We start from the raw sequence: 16,828 nt of genomic DNA on the forward strand, positions 1-16,828 counted from the left end.
CGGCGGGCGCCCTCACGCGTCAGGGAGCAACTTCCACAGCGCGACCGAAATGGAAATGCAAATCCCCTGCCGTTCTTTCGGAGAAAACATTTCGAACAGCGCGGGCACTTCCAGTGAACCGACTTACCGTGGATAAGGAGAAAGAAGCCACCATAGACGGAAGCGACAGGGATCAACCAGCCGTCTCCCCAATATTTAATAACCATTCCCACAATTGGAATAAACCCGAAGAACATTCCTGCGGCTGTGCCCTCCAGTGCATCGAGGGAGTTGAAGAATGATGCGGTAACGAAAGTAAGGCGCATAACATGGTCCTTATGCCAGATGAAGTGCAGTGATGATCATGTCGATCAGCTTGATTCCAAGAAACGGAGAGGCGAGGCCTCCAAAGCCATAGATCATGAGGTTGCGGCGGAGAAGCGCTTCTGCGGACATCGCCCTGTAGCTGACACCTCGAAGCGCCAGCGGGATCAGGCCAACGATGATCAGGGCATTGAAGATGACAGCCGACAACACCGCCGATTGAGCGTTCTTCAGATGCATGACGTTGAGAACGGCCAGCACAGGAAAGACACCGGCAAACATCGCGGGAATAATTGCAAAGTATTTTGCGACGTCATTGGCAATCGAGAACGTTGTAAGCGCTCCACGGGTCATCAGAAGCTGCTTGCCGATCGCCACAATCTCGATGAGCTTCGTGGGATTGGAGTCGAGATCCACCATGTTGCCAGCTTCTTTCGCTGCCTGGGTGCCTGTATTCATGGCTACCCCTACATCAGCCTGCGCAAGCGCCGGAGCATCGTTGGTGCCATCTCCGGTCATCGCGACAAGCTTGCCTTCAGCCTGCTCCCGTTGAATGAGATCCATCTTGTCCTTCGGTTTGGCCTCGGCCAGGAAGTCATCCACTCCAGCCTCACGAGCGATCGCCGCGGCAGTCAGCGGATTGTCCCCGGTAATCATGATGGTTCGAATCCCCATCGACCGAAGCTCCGCGAAGCGCTCTTTCATTCCGCCTTTCACGATGTCTTTCAGGTGGATTACCCCCAGAGCGCGATTGTTCTCCGCCACCACAAGGGGCGTACCTCCGCTGCGGGCAACAACCTCAACTGTGTCGCGAACTTCATCCGGCAGCGAGCCTCCTCTTTCTTTCAGGAAAGCTGCAACCGCCTCTGTCGATCCTTTGCGAATCACGCGGCCTTCCATGTCGATTCCTGACATGCGGGTCGTCGCCGAAAAAGGAATAAACTCTGCCTGCAGTTCACTGAACTCCCGGCCACGCAAGCCATAGACTTCCTTGGCCAGGATCACGATGCTGCGACCCTCGGGTGTCTCATCGGGGAGAGAGGACAGTTGCGCTGCATCCGCAAGTTGATCTTTCGACACACCAGGAGCAGGAATAAACTCGGAGGCCTGCCGATTACCCAAAGTAATGGTTCCGGTCTTATCCAGCAGCAGCGTGCTGACATCACCCGCAGCTTCTACTGCCCTTCCAGACGTAGCCAGCACATTGTGCTGTACCAACCGGTCCATCCCCGCTATACCGATCGCAGAGAGAAGCCCTCCGATCGTTGTCGGGATAAGACACACCAGCAACGAGACCAGAACAAAGACCGATTGCGGCACCATGGAATATGTAGCAATTGCCTGCAGCGTTACAACCGCCAGGAGAAAGATAATCGTCAAGCCAGCCAGCAGGATGTTGAGTGCAATCTCATTCGGTGTCTTCTGCCGTTCCGCACCTTCCACGAGAGCAATCATTCGATCGAGGAAGGTCTCGCCGGGATTAGACGACACTTCTATTTTGATCTGATCGGAGAGCACCCTGGTCCCACCCGTAACGGCGGAGCGGTCTCCGCCTGCCTCGCGAATCACCGGAGCCGATTCACCCGTGATCGCCGACTCGTCCACCGAGGCGACACCTTGAATCACCTCACCATCTCCCGGGATCAACTCCCCGGCAACAACAAAGACGATATCGCCGGCGCGAAGCTGCGAACTGGGAACCTCTTCTGTCCTTCCATTTTCTTTGAGGCGAACGGCTGTCGTCTCCGACTTCGCACGCCGCAAAGCGGCTGCCTGTGCCTTGCCGCGGCCTTCGGCCATCGCTTCCGCGAAGTTCGCGAACAGCACCGTAAACCAGAGCCAGAGCGTGACCTGCAGGTCGAACCAAAAGGAGCCATGATCCATACCCGTGGCGCTGAAGAGATAAATGCTGGAGACGACACTGCCGACCTCCACAACGCACATGACTGGGTTCTTCATCACGGCGCGTGGGCTGAGCTTGGCAAACGCATCGACAACGGCTCTGCGGATCAGGCTGGCATCCCACGGCGAGCGTTTACGGGCGTTTGGCATCTCTACTTTTCACTCACCTGGATACGGGCCGGTTCTACCGATCCAACGAACAGATGTGATTACACATCCACGGCGCATAACGAGAGTGGAAAAAGTTCATATAAAAGTCATAAAGGAGGCATGATGATCAGCCGCTGGCAGAGCGGAATTTACCCCAAAACAAAAGCCCTCCTGCCGGAGAGCCTTGTGCCGTTGGGAGCTTCCTCCCCGACTATTCTGTTGGAAGAAGAATGGAGATACAGGTGCCTGAGTGCCCAGGCTGCATGCGGCTTCGGACTTGGATACGACCGCGATGCTCCTGAATGATCGAAGAGCTTAGCCAGAGACCGATGCCTGTACCTTTGAGTTCTTTGGTCGTAAAGAAAGCATTGAAGATCTTCTCGCGGTTTCGCTCCGGAATTCCGACTCCGCAATCGGCTACCGTAATGCGAGCTGCGCGCTGCGGCCCCGAGTGATAGATCGTGCAATAAGAGATCTTGATCCGAATCCTGCCGCCATCAAAAGAGGCCTCTATCGCATTCCGCAGGAGGTTCGAAAAGACCTGCCGCATCTGGGCGGGAAAACCGCGGACGGTAATCCCGGCATCCCACTCCCGGCTTACTTCCAGGTTCTTTTCTTTGATCGAACGATTATTCAGCGCCAGTGCATTGTCGATCAGTTCGGGCAGATTCAATTCAATCGGCTTATCCGACTCTCGATGAAACGACAGTATCTGCCGGGCAATGCGCGAGACGCGAACCAACTCGTCTTCGGCTGAGGCAAGATAGCTAACGGCCTCTTTCGATCCGGGGGTGGCGCTTTTCAGAAGAAAGAGAAGATTCGTAATCGCTTCCAGCGGATTGTTAATCTCATGCGCAATCGTATGCGCCATGCGTCCTGTTGCAGCCAGCCGTTCGTTCTGAAGTGCAGCGTGCTCCGCGAGCTTCTGCTGGCTGATATCGGCCAGCACGAAAATACTGCCGCTTTGCATGCCGTCGAGAAACACCGGTTCAAGGCGTGTTTGAAAGTATCGCGCGCCGGAACTGGCCTCCTGAAGCTGCGACGATCCGAGTTCGGAGACCTGAATACCAAAACACTCCTGCATCAGTTCGCTCAGGATGCGGCCTTCGATCTCGGAGTACGTACGCTCCAGAAGATCTGACATCGCGCGGTTGCAGCGCTGGATCGTGCCGGCTTCATCGAGGACTGCTACGCCTTCACTCAACGCATCGAAGGTGGCCTGCCACTGTTTAGCAGAGAGCTTCGCCAGCGACTCAGCCTCATGAACTTTGATCAGAGACTTGACCGTCGCAATCAGGACATTCGGCTCTACCGGTTGAGTCAGGTAAGCATCCGCGCCACTCTCGAGCGCATAGACCCTGCTCTCGTTGTCCAGGAACGCGGCCGACAACTGCAGCACGGGAATATGGCTGGTGCGAGGATTCGACTTGAGTCTTCGGCAAACCTCATAGCCGAGAATGTCGGGTAGCTTCACATCCAAAAGAATCACGGCCGGAACCTGTTTCGCCAGATCGAGCGCTTCTTTTCCGGTGTCGGCCTCCATCGTCTCGAAGCCCGCGCGCTTCAGTGCGTGCACAATCGTATAGCGATTCGCGGGCCGGTCATCTACGACTAAGACGATATCTTTGCCTGTACTCACAAACCGATCCCCGTTGATTCAAGCACCTGGAGTAGACCTCTTGGGCCCCCTTCGCCGCTGAATGCCTGCTTGGGGTAGAAGAAGGTAAACGAATCCAAAAGTAATTTGCGATCCTGGTTCGAGAGTTCCCTCGAAGAATGTACGATGACCGGAATCGCCTTGGATGCCAGACTCTTTCGTATCTCCCGCAATACTTCGAAGCCGTTCATATCCGGCATGGCGATATCGAGGACGACCGCGTCGGGAACTTCGTCTTTGATTAACCGAAGAGCTTCGCGGCCCCCGTGGGCCTCGAGGATTCGATAGCCAACCTTTGCGAGCGCACCACCCACCAGGTAGCGAGTCACTTCATCATCGTCGACCAGCAGAATGGTCTTGGACGGCGCCCCCTCAATCAACTCCCGGACCACATTTAACAAGCTAAACGGGGGCACCGGTTTTGCAAGAAAGGCGTCCGCGCCCGCCTCAATCGCCGATTTCGCATCGTCCACCACGCTGACGACCAGAATAGGTCCCGAGTATCCTTGCGACCGAAGCTCCTCGATGTAATAGAGGCAGTCTTTCTGGTCGATCAACCTGTCCAGCACGACCAGCGAAGGGCTCATCTGCTTCATCGCCGCGCGCGACTCGGGAATATTTGCGACAAAGACTGTACGGTAGTTGCTGTTCTTCAGTGAAGACTGATGGACAAAGCTTGTCTCCCGGTTATCCTCGATAAACAGGATCGGAGCTCCGGTCGCCTCCTGGTTTAGTAGAGGAGCCAGCGGCTCAATCTCAGTCTTTCCAAAGTGCGCCGGTATTCTTGCCGTAAAGGTCGATCCCTGACCGGATTCGCTCTCGACATTCAGGCTGCCACCCAGCAGCTCCGCGAGACGCCTCGATAGAGGAAGCCCAAGCCCCGTCCCTTTGACCTGGCTCTGCATCTCGCCTTCGATCTGGGTGAACTCCTCAAAGATTCGTTCCTGATCTTCGGGCAGAATGCCGATGCCGGTATCGGCCACGCGGAAGGCGACCCATCCCCCGTCTTCGATCTCCGCGGTCACGCGAATGTGCCCCTTGCGGGTAAACTTCAGCGCATTGGCGATCAGGTTGCGCAGAATCTGTGAGACTTTCCCCTCATCGGTATACAAGGTTGGAAGATCGGCTGCCGCGTCGAAGATCAGTTCAAGGCTGTTCCCCGCAAGCAATGGCTTCAGCATGCCGCGCAGTGCACCAAAGAAGTCGTTGACCTCAAAGTGTCTCGGCTTCACATCGATCTTTCCGGCTTCGACCTTCGCCAGATCGAGAAGGTCGTTCACCAGCTCTGAAAGCTCGGAGGCCGAGTGCTGAATGTACGTAACCTGCTTCTCCTGCTCCTCGGAGAGCTCTCCATCGGTACGCCCCAGGAGCAACCGGCTCAAGGATGAGATGGAGTTCAGCGGAGTCCGGAACTCATGCGAAAGGTTGGAGAGAAAACTCGTCTTGAGATCCGAGACCTTGCGCAGGTCATCTGCGTGCTGCTCCAGCTCGGCGTAGAGAGCCACCACCCCGCGATTGGTGTCTTCCAGCTCCTGGTTCAAATCCGCAAGCTGGTCCTGCTTCTCTTTGAGCTCCGCCAGTGTCTTCAGCAGCTCCTGGTTCTGCCGCTCGATTTCATCGAAGGGATCGGCGGCACTCCCTCCGGCAAGCTTCGCAGAAATGGCCTTGATACTGGCGGCATTGACCGCCGGAGCCGTTGCAGGCAGAGCTTTGCCGCACTCCACGCGAGTGCCTGTAGAATCCGAAGCGATATGGAAATGGTCCATGAGGCGCTTCGTCCCGATGAGCCCCATACCCAGTCCCGTCTTCGACACATACCGGCCGTCGAGAATCTCAGTCAGGTTGGGAATGCCTGCGCCTTTATCCGTCACCGAGATAACGAAGACTTGTGGGTCGGCGTTGGTGACCGAAAAGTCCACGGCTCCGCTTTCCGCATAGCGGAAGGCGTTACGTGCCAGCTCCGAGGCAGCCGTCGCCAGGCGTATCTGATCCTGGTGCTCGAAACCAAGCAGAGCTGCTACATCGCGCGCTCGCTGACGAGCCTGGACGACGTGACGGTCATGCCGCAGTGGAATGGTCAGAAGCGGAAATTTAAATGTCTCGTCCATGGCCTAAATGCGTGAGATTAGTATGGTGGCATCATCACGCTTACGGCAATAGTCGCGATAAAGAACTCCCGCGATAAGCGCTGGATGACGAGATGCTAATCCGGGATATTGTTCCATACTCCAGCGAGTTGCGATTCCGTCCGAGTGCAGGAGGAGGGCAGAGTTCTTTTCCCAGGGGTAGGAAAAAGACTGAATGCGACCTATGGAGTGCCCCAGAGTTCCGTTCATCGACACCATGCTCCGGGACTGTCCGCCACTATAGATCGACCCGGCAACATTACCGACGCCTGCATAGTTCACGATCCCCTTGTCGTAAAGAACTTCCGCTATCGATACAGCAGCTCCGCGTGTCTTAGCGAGGGCTCCATGGGCATCGGCAAGGATTCGCTCCGGCGTCAGGTGCGACGTCTCCCGGAAGATACGAATCGCCTCCTGTGAGGCCTCCGCAGCCGCAGGACCATGGCCGAGCCCATCGGCCACAATATAGATACTCCGCCCCGGCGTATGCGCGGCGTCCCATGCGTCACCACAGGCTGTTTCTCCTGTAATCGGCAGGCAAACAACGCCGAGTGCATAGTCCGCGGCAATCCTGGCCGCAGACTGAGATTCGTTCGCAATACGGGCAAACAGGACGGTTCCATGGCCCGGCACGGAATAGATCTGAAAAGCGGTCGCAAGCCGCGAGATGGCGCCAAGACCCTGGCCGAGCGTACCTGCCGTCGAGAAACCATCTTCAAGGGATCGGCCCACGTCTGCAATGCCGGTTCCGCTGTCGATAGCGAGCACATCCATGCCCGCGACATTCTCGAACTGCCACGGGCAAAGAACAAGCTCGCCACGTCCGGCGTGCGCTGCGATATTTCCCGCAGCCTCCGTAACGATAATACCGAGCTGTCCCTGGCGAAGTTCGCTGAATCCGATCGCGTTCGCAAGCGCAAGGGCCCTGCGGCGTGCGTGCCCGGTCTGGCTGGCATCCGCCGCGGTAATCGGAACCACCACGCTTCCCGGCAAGGTTACTTCCATCGGATGACGGTGACCGTCGTGCCTTCCCCTGGAGCGCTCTGGATCTCGAATTCGTTCATCAGCCGCTTGCTGCCTCCAAGGCCCAATCCCATGCCCTGTCTGGAAGTGTATCCGTCCGTCAGCGCAAGTTTGATGTCCGGGATGCCGGGCCCTTTATCGGAGAACGTCAGCTTGATGCCCTTCCGCAGACCGTTCACCACCTCGGAGATTTCGAGTTCTCCGCCTCCGCCATGTTCAAGCGTATTGCGGCCGAGCTCGCTTGCGGCCGTAACCAGCTTCGTCTGGTCGACCAGGCTCAACTTCATCTCTGTTGCCCAAACCCGGACCCGTTGCCTCACAAACACCACATCGGAAGAGTCTTTGATGGGTAGTGTCTCAGTCTTAGTCACTGTCCCCGTCATATTCCTCGCTGTCGCGATCGCTCGTAACCGTCTCGTGCAGGTACTGCATACCCGACTCGACGTTCAGGGCAGTTCTGATCCCCGGCAAAGACATCCCCAGTTCCACCAGCGTAATGGCCACTGCCGGCTGCATACCGACGACCACCGTCTGCGCATCCAGAACCCTCGCCATCGAAGCAATATTGGCCAGCGTGCGGCCGATGAAGGAGTCCACAATCTCAAGCGAGGAGATATCGATCAATACGCCCTTCGCCCCAACGTCGGCAATCTTCGACGTCAGATCGTCCTGGAGCGTGAGCGCCAGCTTGTCATGCATATCTACCTGGATGGTGACCAGCAGGAAGTTCCCCATCCGTAAGATCGGAATTCTTTCCATTACTGCTCTCCGTATCTCGCAAGCGCTGAACCTTTGGACTTCTCAAGACGCGTTACCGTTCGGCCGCTGCGTTCCAAAGCCAGGCGGAAGGCATCGGAGAGCTTTGCCTTGGTAATCACGTCCTCCAGGTTGATCCCCAGGTGAACAATGGTCTGTGCAATCTGAGGCCGAATACCGCTCAGAATGCACTCCGCACCCATGAGCCTTGCCGCGGTGATCGTCTTCAAGAGGTGCTGTGCAACCAGCGTGTCAACCGTAGGAACGCCGGTGATGTCGATGATGGCGAAGCGCGAGTTCGTCTTCACAATGGCCTGCAGCAGCGACTCCATCACTACCTGGGTGCGCGCGCTGTCAAGCGTTCCAATCAGCGGCAACGCAACGATGCCGTCCCACAGGGTCACAACCGGCGTCGAGAGCTCGAGCATCTCCTCCTGCTGCCGCATGATGACCTGATCGCGACCGTGGATAAAGCTGTCCGTTGTATGCAACGCCAGCTTGTCCACAAAATCGCCAACAATAGCGACATCCGCAAAAAGCTGCTTGGCGTCGTTGCCGGCCTGGCGCTGAATAAGGTTGAAAAGAGGCGATTTCGAGGACAGTACGAACATCGCCGTCTCGGAGGGCGTAAAACCCTGCACAGCGCGCGAGGCGGACAAGCCGGCCAGAAGATCCTTCAACGGCTGCCAGGCCGGCGCGTTGAGGTTATCCAGGGTGGTATCGGCGGAGACATCGCAGATCGCCGCGAGAACCTCTGCCGACTGCGCCTTCAGTTCACGGTCATCGATCAGATCGCGTCTGCGAACGCCACTCTTGATTCCCTGCACCCACTCTTCCAGAAGACCGTCCTGATTCTTCCGGATTGCATCCAATATGTTCGCCATTTTCACACTCCAGAGCACTTGCGTCGTCTTCATAAACTCACGGACGCGCTCAGTTTAACGGTCTGATTTTACAGGGAATTCTGCCGAGGATAAATCTGCGCAGAAACAGCATAAAGTTCGCGCTTTTCGGTGAGCGCCAAACGATCCTACTTCACAGGGGCGGCTTTTCTCAGTCGGGTATCGCACATAGCGTAGGATGGGTATCCTGCCCGCGTTGGCAGGCCGCCTCGCCGGCTTTTGCACGTCTTCACTTGAGCGGGTCCGACCGAAGCGGCGTTGCTGAAAATCGAGGCAATATGCGCAGAAACATCTTGCCATCCCCTATTTCCGCTACGAATACCGTTGTATTATCATGTCCGCAAATCATTCTGCCCATCTCCGCCGATCTGAACCGTGAGCACGCCACAGGTTTGAGCAGAATTTGTCCCCTGGACCGGTCACTACAGGACCCGGCGCGAAAGAATTAGCACCCTTGAATTTCTTAAATCATCCATTCAATAGATAACCAGAAACTGAGACACTCGATAACAGCATCTCTTCAGGAGTTTCCGCACTGATGAAACGTTCGCCTTTTCGCCGCACTATATCCGTTCAACTGCTGTTTGCGTCTTCGTTTGTGATTGCACTTGCAGGCTGCAAGCAGGCACCGCCTCCCCAGGCAGCCGGCGGCCCCCAGGCCATGCCCGTCCAGGTAGCGGCTGTCTCCATGTCACCCGTGCCGGCAGGCGACACCTATGTCTCCACGATCAAGAGCCGCCACTCGGCCACCATGCAGCCACAGATCGATGGCAACATTACGCGTATCCTGGTCAAATCCGGCGACTCCGTCAAGGCCGGCCAACTGCTCATGACCATCGACCCGCTCAAGCAGCAGGCCACCGTCGAGCAGCAGCGAGGCACCGAGTTCCAGAAGAAGGCCGTCGTCGACTACAACAAGATCGAAGAGAACCGCCAGAAGCAGCTCTTTGAGGCAGGCGTTATCTCCCGCGATGCCTACGATCAGGCCGTGCAGGCACTCGGCAACTCCACCGGTGACTACAACGCAGCCGTGCAGGGCACACTGACCCAGCAGCAACAGCTCGCCTATTACCAGATCCGCGCCCCCTTCGCAGGCATCATCGGCGACATCCCCGTCCACCAGGGCGACTACGTCTCCCCCACGACCGTGTTGACTACGGTCGATGAGAACGCCGGCCTCGAAGCCTACATCTATATTCCTACCGAACGCGCCGCACAGGTAAAGCTGGGCTTGCCGGTCGATCTGCAGGACAACAGCGGCAACAGCCTTACCAAATCCACCATCAGCTTCCTCTCCCCGCAGGTAGACAACGGCACGCAAACCATTCTCGCCAAGGCTGAGATACCCGCGGCCACCGGCGCGAAGAGGCTGCGCACGCAGCAACTGGTAAGGGCGCACATTACCTGGTCGAGCAACCCCACGCCTGTCGTTCCTGTACTTGCAGTCACCCGTATCGGCGGACAGACCTTTGTCTACGTCGCGACACCAGGCACCAATGGTTATACCGCTCATCTGGTGGCCGTTACGGTTGGCGACACACTGGGCAACAACTATCCGGTCCTTACCGGACTTCACACCGGGGACAAGGTCATCCTCTCCGGCCTGCAGTTTCTTCAGGAAGGCATGCCGGTCAAGCCTCTCGGCTAACCGCGACTCCACTGTATGAACCGACCTCCTGCCCCTGAGCGTAGCCGAAGGGGCAGGGCCTGCTTTTAGCTCTTTTGAATACCTCCGAGGTAAGCTCCCTTGTTCGTAGACTTTTTCATTCGCCGCCCGGTCTTCGCCTCCGTCTGCGCCCTGCTCATCGTGCTCGCTGGAGCTGTCGTCATCCCCGGTCTCCCGATCTCGCTCTACCCTGATCTCGCACCGCCACAGGTCACGGTAAGCAGCGTCTACATCGGCGCTAACTCTCAGACCGTCGAGCACGACGTCACGACGCCGCTTGAAGAGTCCATCAACGGCGTGGAGGGCATGCGCTACATCACGTCTTCGAGCAGCAACGATGGCAGCAGCACCATCACGATTACGTTCCAGACCGGTTACGACATCAACATCGCCGCCGTCGACGTACAAAATCGTGTATCCAGCGCGCAGGGCTTGCTTCCGCAGGCCGTCAAGAACACCGGCGTCACCATCACCAAATCGAACCCCAACTTCGTCTTCGCAGCGGGCTTCTACTCCGACAACAATCGCTACTCGCAGGATTTCATCTCCAACTACATCGACCTGTACGTCAAGGACCCCCTGGAGCGCATCTCCGGCGTGGGCGCCGCGCAGATCTTCGGTGTTCGTAAATATGCGATGCGTCTCTGGCTGGACCCCACGAAACTGGCCGCGCGTCAACTCACAGCGACCGACGTCATCAGTGCCCTCCAGGAGCAAAACGTCGAGATCGCCGCGGGTAACGTAGGCCAGCAGCCCATGTCCCCGCCGCAGGACTTCCAATACTCGGTGCGCGCCGTCGGCCGCCTCACCACACCGGAGCAGTTCAACAACATCGTCCTCAAGAATGGCCCCACCGGCATCATCCAGCTTCGCGATGTGGGCCGTGCCGAGCTCGGTGCCGAAGACTACGGCACGAACCTCAACTTCTCCGGCGCTACCGCCGTCGGCATTGGTGTGCAGCAGCTATCGACCGCCAACGCACTCGACGTCGACCGCAAGGGCAAGGCAGCGCTGCTCGAGCTCTCCAAGAGTTTCCCTCCCGGCCTGCACTACACGGTTGCGTTCGACACCACAACCGTCATCGGCGACTCCATCCACGAGGTCGTCATCACCCTCGCGGAAGCGATCGTCATCGTCATCGCCGTCATCTTCCTGTTCCTGCTCGACTGGCGCGCGACGATTATTCCGGCCATTACGATCCCCGTCTCGCTGATCGGAACCTTTGCCTTCATTAAGATCTTCGGCTTCTCTATTAACTCGCTTACGCTCTTCGGCATCACACTCGCCACGGGCCTGGTCGTCGATGACGCGATCGTCGTCATCGAAAACGTGCAGCGCCATCTCTCCGAAGCGGACCCCAATAATCCGGACCACGATCCGCACAAAGCCACTTCTGTGGCTATGGCTGAGGTCACCAGCGCCGTCATCGCAACCTCGCTCGTGCTCATCAGCGTGTTCGTGCCGGTCAGCTTCTTCCCTGGCACCACGGGCATTCTGTACAAGCAGTTCTCGCTGACGATTGCGTTCGCTATTGCGATCTCGGCGTTCAACGCATTGACGCTTTCGCCCGCACTCGCCGCGCTCTTTCTACGCGGCGAAGAAGATAAGTACAAGTTGCTGGACTGGACACACATCGAGTTCCTCAAGCGTGCCTATCGCGGCTTCGTTCATCTCGTCGATAACTCGCTCACGACCCTATCCTCCGCGTATGGCCGGGCGATTCACTTTATCCTGCGCATCCGCTGGGTCATGATGCTGCTCTTCGTCGCCGGCCTTGCCGCTACGGGCTACATGTATCAGCATGTGCCCACGGCCTTCGTCCCTGGAGAAGACCAGGGCTACTTCATTCTGCAGGTGCTTGCTCCGCAGGGTGCCTCGCTCAGCTATACAACCCATCTGGCGGATCAGGCGCAGGCCATCCTCGCACAGGACAAAGATATCCTCGGCACCTTCTCCGTTATGGGCTTTGGATTCAGCGGCACCTCACCGAACCAGGGCCTGATCTTCGTTCCGTTGCAGCCGCAGGATCAGCGTCTCGCTAAGGGCCACGCCGACACGGACATCATCGAGCGCGTGTCTCCAAAACTCTTAGGTATTCCCGGCGGCATCGTCGTAGCCTTCCCACCGCCCGCGATTCAGGGTCTCGGCAACTTCGGAGGCTTCCAATTCGAACTGCAGGACCTGGGCCGCAACACCTTGCAGGATATCGATCGCATCGCGCACCAAATCGCCGCCGCGGGGAACGATCCGAAGTCCGGCCTCACCGGGATGTTCACGAGCTTCACCTCCAATGACCCGCAACTGCTCGTCAATATTGACCGCGAAAAGGCCAAGACCATCGGCGTCCCCTTCTCGCAGATCAGCGATGCGCTCAGCGTCTACATGGGATCGGAGTATGTCAACGACTTCGAGTTCAACAACCGCTCCTACCGCGTGTATGTGCAGGCCGACGCTCCGTTCCGCCGCACGTCGAAAGATATCCGCCAGTTCTACGTCCGCACCAACTCCGGACAGATGGTGCCGCTCGACGATCTGGTCACCATCGATGAAAGCTCCGGCCCGCAGACCATCAGCCACTACAACCTCTTCCGCTCGGCTGAGATCCTCGGCTCTGCCGCTCCGGGCAAGTCCTCTTCCGAAGGTCTCGCTGCCATGGAAGCTGTCGCAAAGAAGAACATGCTGCAGGGCATGAGCTTCGAGTGGTCCGGACTCGCGCTCGAAGAGATCGAGTCCAGCGGCAAGGCAATCGTCATCTTTGCCCTGGGTCTGTTGGTGGTCTATCTCGCACTCTCGGCACAGTATGAGAGCTTCGCGCTTCCGTTCATCATCCTTCTTGCGGTGCCGATGGCCGTGCTCGGAGCGCTGTCCTTCGTCGCCTGGAGGGGACTTGTGGACGACGTCTACGTGCAGATCGGTCTTGTCATGCTGATCGGCCTCTCAGCTAAGAACTCGATTCTTATCGTCGAGTTCGCCGAGCAGATTCGCGAGAGGGGCCTCAGCATCGCGGAGGCCGCGATTCAAGCCGGCGAGCTTCGCCTACGCCCGATTCTCATGACGAGCTCGGCCTTCATCCTCGGCGTTCTGCCGCTGGTGTTCGCAACCGGCGCAGGCAAGCTGGGACGTCACTCGGTCGGTACAGCCATCGTCGGCGGCATGATTCTCTCCACCGTGCTGAACCTCTTCTTCATCCCGGTTCTGTACGTGCTGCTGAAGTCGTTCCTCGAACGCTTCAGCAAGCCCAGCAAAAAGGTTGTCGAAGCATAACTATCACGCAACAAGTTAGAGCACTGCTCGAAATAACCTAGAAAGCAGAAAGACGAGAGCAACGGCAATTGCCGCTGCTCTCGTCTTTTTTGCTTTTGCTTTTCTTGTTGTCATTCCGAGCGCAGCGAGCGAACCTGTTGTCTCCCGTTCTTCGTTCGTACCACCCAGAAAACATGCGAGCTAGAACTGGAGCGTGATTTGAGCCACCGCATAACATCTGTGGTAGCACGAGTAAAGAGCGGGAGACAGCAGGTTCGCTTGCTCGGAATAACAACAAGAAAAGCAAGTGCAAAAACACTAGGCTCACACCATTGCTGGGACTGTCTTATAAAGAGCAGCCAGAGGCGACGATCAATGGATCGTCGCCTCTAACTTCAGGTCACGCGACGACGAGCCTATCTTCAACGTACGGCTCCCCGCTGGCAGAACCCACGCATTGGTTGACGTCGACCAATACTGGAACTGACGTGGCTGAATCCGCAGTGTGACTTCTTTGCTCTCATTTGGTTCTAGCGTCAGACGATCGAAGGCCACCAGCTTCCGCTCAGCAAACTGAACCCCCGCAGGCCGATCCTTAGGCGCTTCCAGATAGACCTGAGGTACTTCATCACCCACAACTCTTCCCGCATTTTTAATGCGGATGGAGACCGTGGCACCGCCATCCGGAGACTTCGTTGCCTTCATATCCGAATACTCGAAGTGCGTGTAAGAAAGTCCCTCGCCAAAGGCGAAGAGCGGATCGATCTTACGCTCGTCAAACCAGCGATAGCCGACCAGTACACCTTCTGAGAAAGTAGTCTTTCCGTCGACTCCTTTCGCAGAGCGCTCGGGATGTGCCGGATCGGTCGCGGGATAGTCCGTCAGTTGCTTTGCCCAGGTGAACGGCAGCCGTCCTGCGGGATTGTTCTGGCCCAACAGGGTCTTCGCGGTAGCCCATCCCCCTTCGTCGCCCGGCCACCACATCTCGAGCACCGCCTTCACCTTCGGCAGCCAGGGCATGTCGATAGCCTGACTGGTGTTGAGCACGACGATCGTGTTCGGATTGACTGCAGCAACCTCTTCAACCAGACGGTTTTGCTCACCCGGCAGCTCGAAGCTCGGTTTGTCGCGCGTCCAGAGAAATACAACCGCAGTCCTTGCAGACTTGGCCGCTGCCAGCGCTGCCGCATGATTAGCCGTCCGCATCTCAGGCGTCATCCAGTTGAGCCTGATCTGTGCCGGAGCACCCGAGGTATCGCTTGAGATCTCAACGGAGAGTGCATGAGCACCACGTGTTAGCTGGATCGCACGGCGGACATTATCCAACCCATCTGTTGTCGGGAGCCCATTGTCCTGTGAAGCATGCTGGATGTCGCCGTGGACAGTGCCCTTGGTTGCCCCGGTGCGACCAAGTTCCTTGCCATCGACCCAGATGCGGCCACGCGTACCGATGGCCTGCAGGTAGAGCCAGTATTCTCCATCGGCCGGCACGGAGAGCTCTCCTTTCCAGGTGATTGCGCTGTTCGGAGGGAGGGCGCTGTGATTCGTCTGCGTAAAGTCGAGAACCGGATCGACACTCTTCTTACCGTTGCTCTCCGCGCGCAGCAAGCCCCGCTGACCATCATGCGACAACAGCCCGGCAGGAATGGGCGTGCCTGTCATGTCGTCATCCACCGCGTAAACGATCTTCGCGTTGGGTGCGAGCTTTCGGAGAGCGGCAAGTGGGCCGACCTGACGCTCCGTAAGACCTGGAGAGCGCTCGCCAAAGGTGCCGATGGCAGCGACCTGCCCAGCGGTTGGGCCAATCAGCACGAGGTCAGCAAGATCCTCCGCCTTGAGAGGAAGTACATGGTCGTCGTTCTTCAAGAGGACCGCGGCATCCTCTGCGGTCTTCTCAATAACTGCGGCGTTTGCCTCGATGTCCTGCGGGGTGACGATATGTTTCTGCTTGCCATCAAGGTAGCCGAAGCGGTCCATCTCGTAGAGCACGCGCCGTGCCGCCTGTGTAATCGTGGCCTCTGTAATGGAGCCGTCCTGAAGAGACTCCTTCATGGTCTTCGGGTCCGCGTCGCGCGGAAAGGCTCCAAGGTCCAGCCCCTGTTTGCGTGGCTCTTCCGGAATCGAACCGCCCAGTATGCCGGCCAGATCATCCGCGTTCAGCTCGCGGGGCGCACCGCCCGCTGGAGTCGCTGTCCGGAAAAAGGTGTGCATGAATGCAGCAAAAGGGCTGTCGGCCGGAACCTCTCCAGGCATCTCCATGTCAAGCCCACGATTGATGAACTGCACGCTGTGCACAGCGCCCCAGTCAGACGTGACAAAGCCCCGGAAGCCGATCTGATCGCGGAGAATCGTCTTGAGCGTGTTGTCGTTGCCGCAGGCGAACGGCCCATTGAGCCTGTTGTAGGAACACATGATGGAAGAGACACCCGCACGCACAGCCTCTTCAAAGGGCGCGACATAGACCTCGTGAAGTGTCTGCGGATCGATGAAGACGTTGTAGGAGTCCGTATCGTAGCCAACGTAGTGCTTGGCCTGCGCCATCACCCCCTGGGACTGCGCTCCCCGAATCTCCGCAGCACCCATCTTCCCGGTCAGCACCGGGTCTTCTCCAAAGGTGTTGTAGCCCCGTGCGAAGGTAAGATCGCGATCGATATTGATGAACGGCTGCAGCACGACATCGATGCCGAGCGATCTCGCCTCACGCCCCATCACCATGCCATTCTGCTCCGCATCGCGAAGGCTGAACGTAGCGGCGACACCCATGGTCGCGGTCTCGGCCTGCGCTGGAATACGGGTCAGAAGGCCCGGCGGTCCGTCAGCAAAGCGAAGAGAAGGTACGTGCAGACGGGGCACCCCAGGCAGATAGCCGGCCTGTCCCTGATATTCCGCCTCGGGCTCCACGCCACCTCGAATCAGGTTCATCTTCTCTTCCAGGGTCATCTGGTGCAACAGGCGATCGACACGGGCCTCATCCGCCCTCTCCGTCGGGACAGCCTGCGCATACGACGCGATTGGAACCACGACCATAAAACAGAGAGAAATAAACAGCCCGATCTTTTCAAATCTCTTCGCGATCATTCTTTATTCCTGTCTGTTGTTA

General features: G+C 57.7%; 10 protein-coding genes. 2 read left to right on the top strand and 8 right to left on the bottom strand.

The genetic code is table 11. The features are described 5' to 3' along the window. Positions 1-315 precede the first annotated feature (315 nt). The 7 genes from kdpB to ACIX8_RS19625 form a co-directional block, all read right to left on the bottom strand. Positions 316-2,355, bottom strand: coding sequence for a potassium-transporting ATPase subunit KdpB (gene kdpB / locus ACIX8_RS19595; RefSeq protein WP_014267123.1), 2,040 nt, complete (start codon positions 2,353-2,355; stop codon positions 316-318). Between the two features lie 211 nt (positions 2,356-2,566). Continuing rightward, entirely contained in the window at positions 2,567-3,994 is a 1,428-nt protein-coding gene (locus ACIX8_RS24825; protein WP_014267124.1) for an ATP-binding response regulator, read from the bottom strand. Further along, the gene (locus ACIX8_RS19605) at positions 3,991-6,120 is read right to left on the bottom strand and encodes an ATP-binding protein (RefSeq protein ID WP_014267125.1); all 2,130 of its coding nucleotides are present in this window, start codon (positions 6,118-6,120) and stop codon (positions 3,991-3,993) included. The genes ACIX8_RS24825 and ACIX8_RS19605 overlap by 4 nt, the downstream gene beginning before the upstream one ends. A gap of 3 nt (positions 6,121-6,123) precedes the next feature. Continuing rightward, positions 6,124-7,131 carry an ATP-binding SpoIIE family protein phosphatase gene (locus ACIX8_RS19610; protein ID WP_150110679.1) on the bottom strand — a complete coding sequence of 336 codons (1,008 nt, stop codon included), beginning with the start codon at positions 7,129-7,131 and terminating at the stop codon, positions 6,124-6,126. Positions 7,132-7,133: 2 nt separating this feature from the next. Then, complete coding sequence (locus tag ACIX8_RS19615; protein WP_083836728.1) at positions 7,134-7,532, bottom strand: anti-sigma regulatory factor; 399 nt, start codon at positions 7,530-7,532, stop codon at positions 7,134-7,136. After that, positions 7,525-7,920 carry an STAS domain-containing protein gene (locus ACIX8_RS19620; protein WP_014267128.1) on the bottom strand — a complete coding sequence of 132 codons (396 nt, stop codon included), beginning with the start codon at positions 7,918-7,920 and terminating at the stop codon, positions 7,525-7,527. The genes ACIX8_RS19615 and ACIX8_RS19620 overlap by 8 nt, the downstream gene beginning before the upstream one ends. After that, positions 7,920-8,801, bottom strand: a complete 882-nt coding sequence (locus ACIX8_RS19625; RefSeq protein ID WP_014267129.1) for an STAS domain-containing protein — start codon at positions 8,799-8,801, stop codon at positions 7,920-7,922. The genes ACIX8_RS19620 and ACIX8_RS19625 overlap by 1 nt, the downstream gene beginning before the upstream one ends. A gap of 556 nt (positions 8,802-9,357) precedes the next feature. Between ACIX8_RS19625 and ACIX8_RS19630 the strand changes: the two genes are divergently transcribed. Together ACIX8_RS19630 and ACIX8_RS19635 are read left to right on the top strand one after the other, a co-directional pair. After that, positions 9,358-10,467, top strand: a complete 1,110-nt coding sequence (locus tag ACIX8_RS19630; RefSeq protein ID WP_014267130.1) for an efflux RND transporter periplasmic adaptor subunit — start codon at positions 9,358-9,360, stop codon at positions 10,465-10,467. Between the two features lie 99 nt (positions 10,468-10,566). After that, positions 10,567-13,749 carry an efflux RND transporter permease subunit gene (locus ACIX8_RS19635; RefSeq protein WP_014267131.1) on the top strand — a complete coding sequence of 1,061 codons (3,183 nt, stop codon included), beginning with the start codon at positions 10,567-10,569 and terminating at the stop codon, positions 13,747-13,749. A gap of 351 nt (positions 13,750-14,100) precedes the next feature. Here the strand turns inward: ACIX8_RS19635 and ACIX8_RS19640 are convergent, their stop codons facing one another. Then, positions 14,101-16,806, bottom strand: a complete 2,706-nt coding sequence (locus ACIX8_RS19640; protein WP_014267132.1) for a beta-glucosidase — start codon at positions 16,804-16,806, stop codon at positions 14,101-14,103. Between the last annotated feature and the right edge of the window lie 22 nt (positions 16,807-16,828).

The organism is Granulicella mallensis MP5ACTX8, from assembly GCF_000178955.2.
Classification (GTDB): Bacteria; Acidobacteriota; Terriglobia; order Terriglobales; family Acidobacteriaceae; genus Granulicella; species Granulicella mallensis.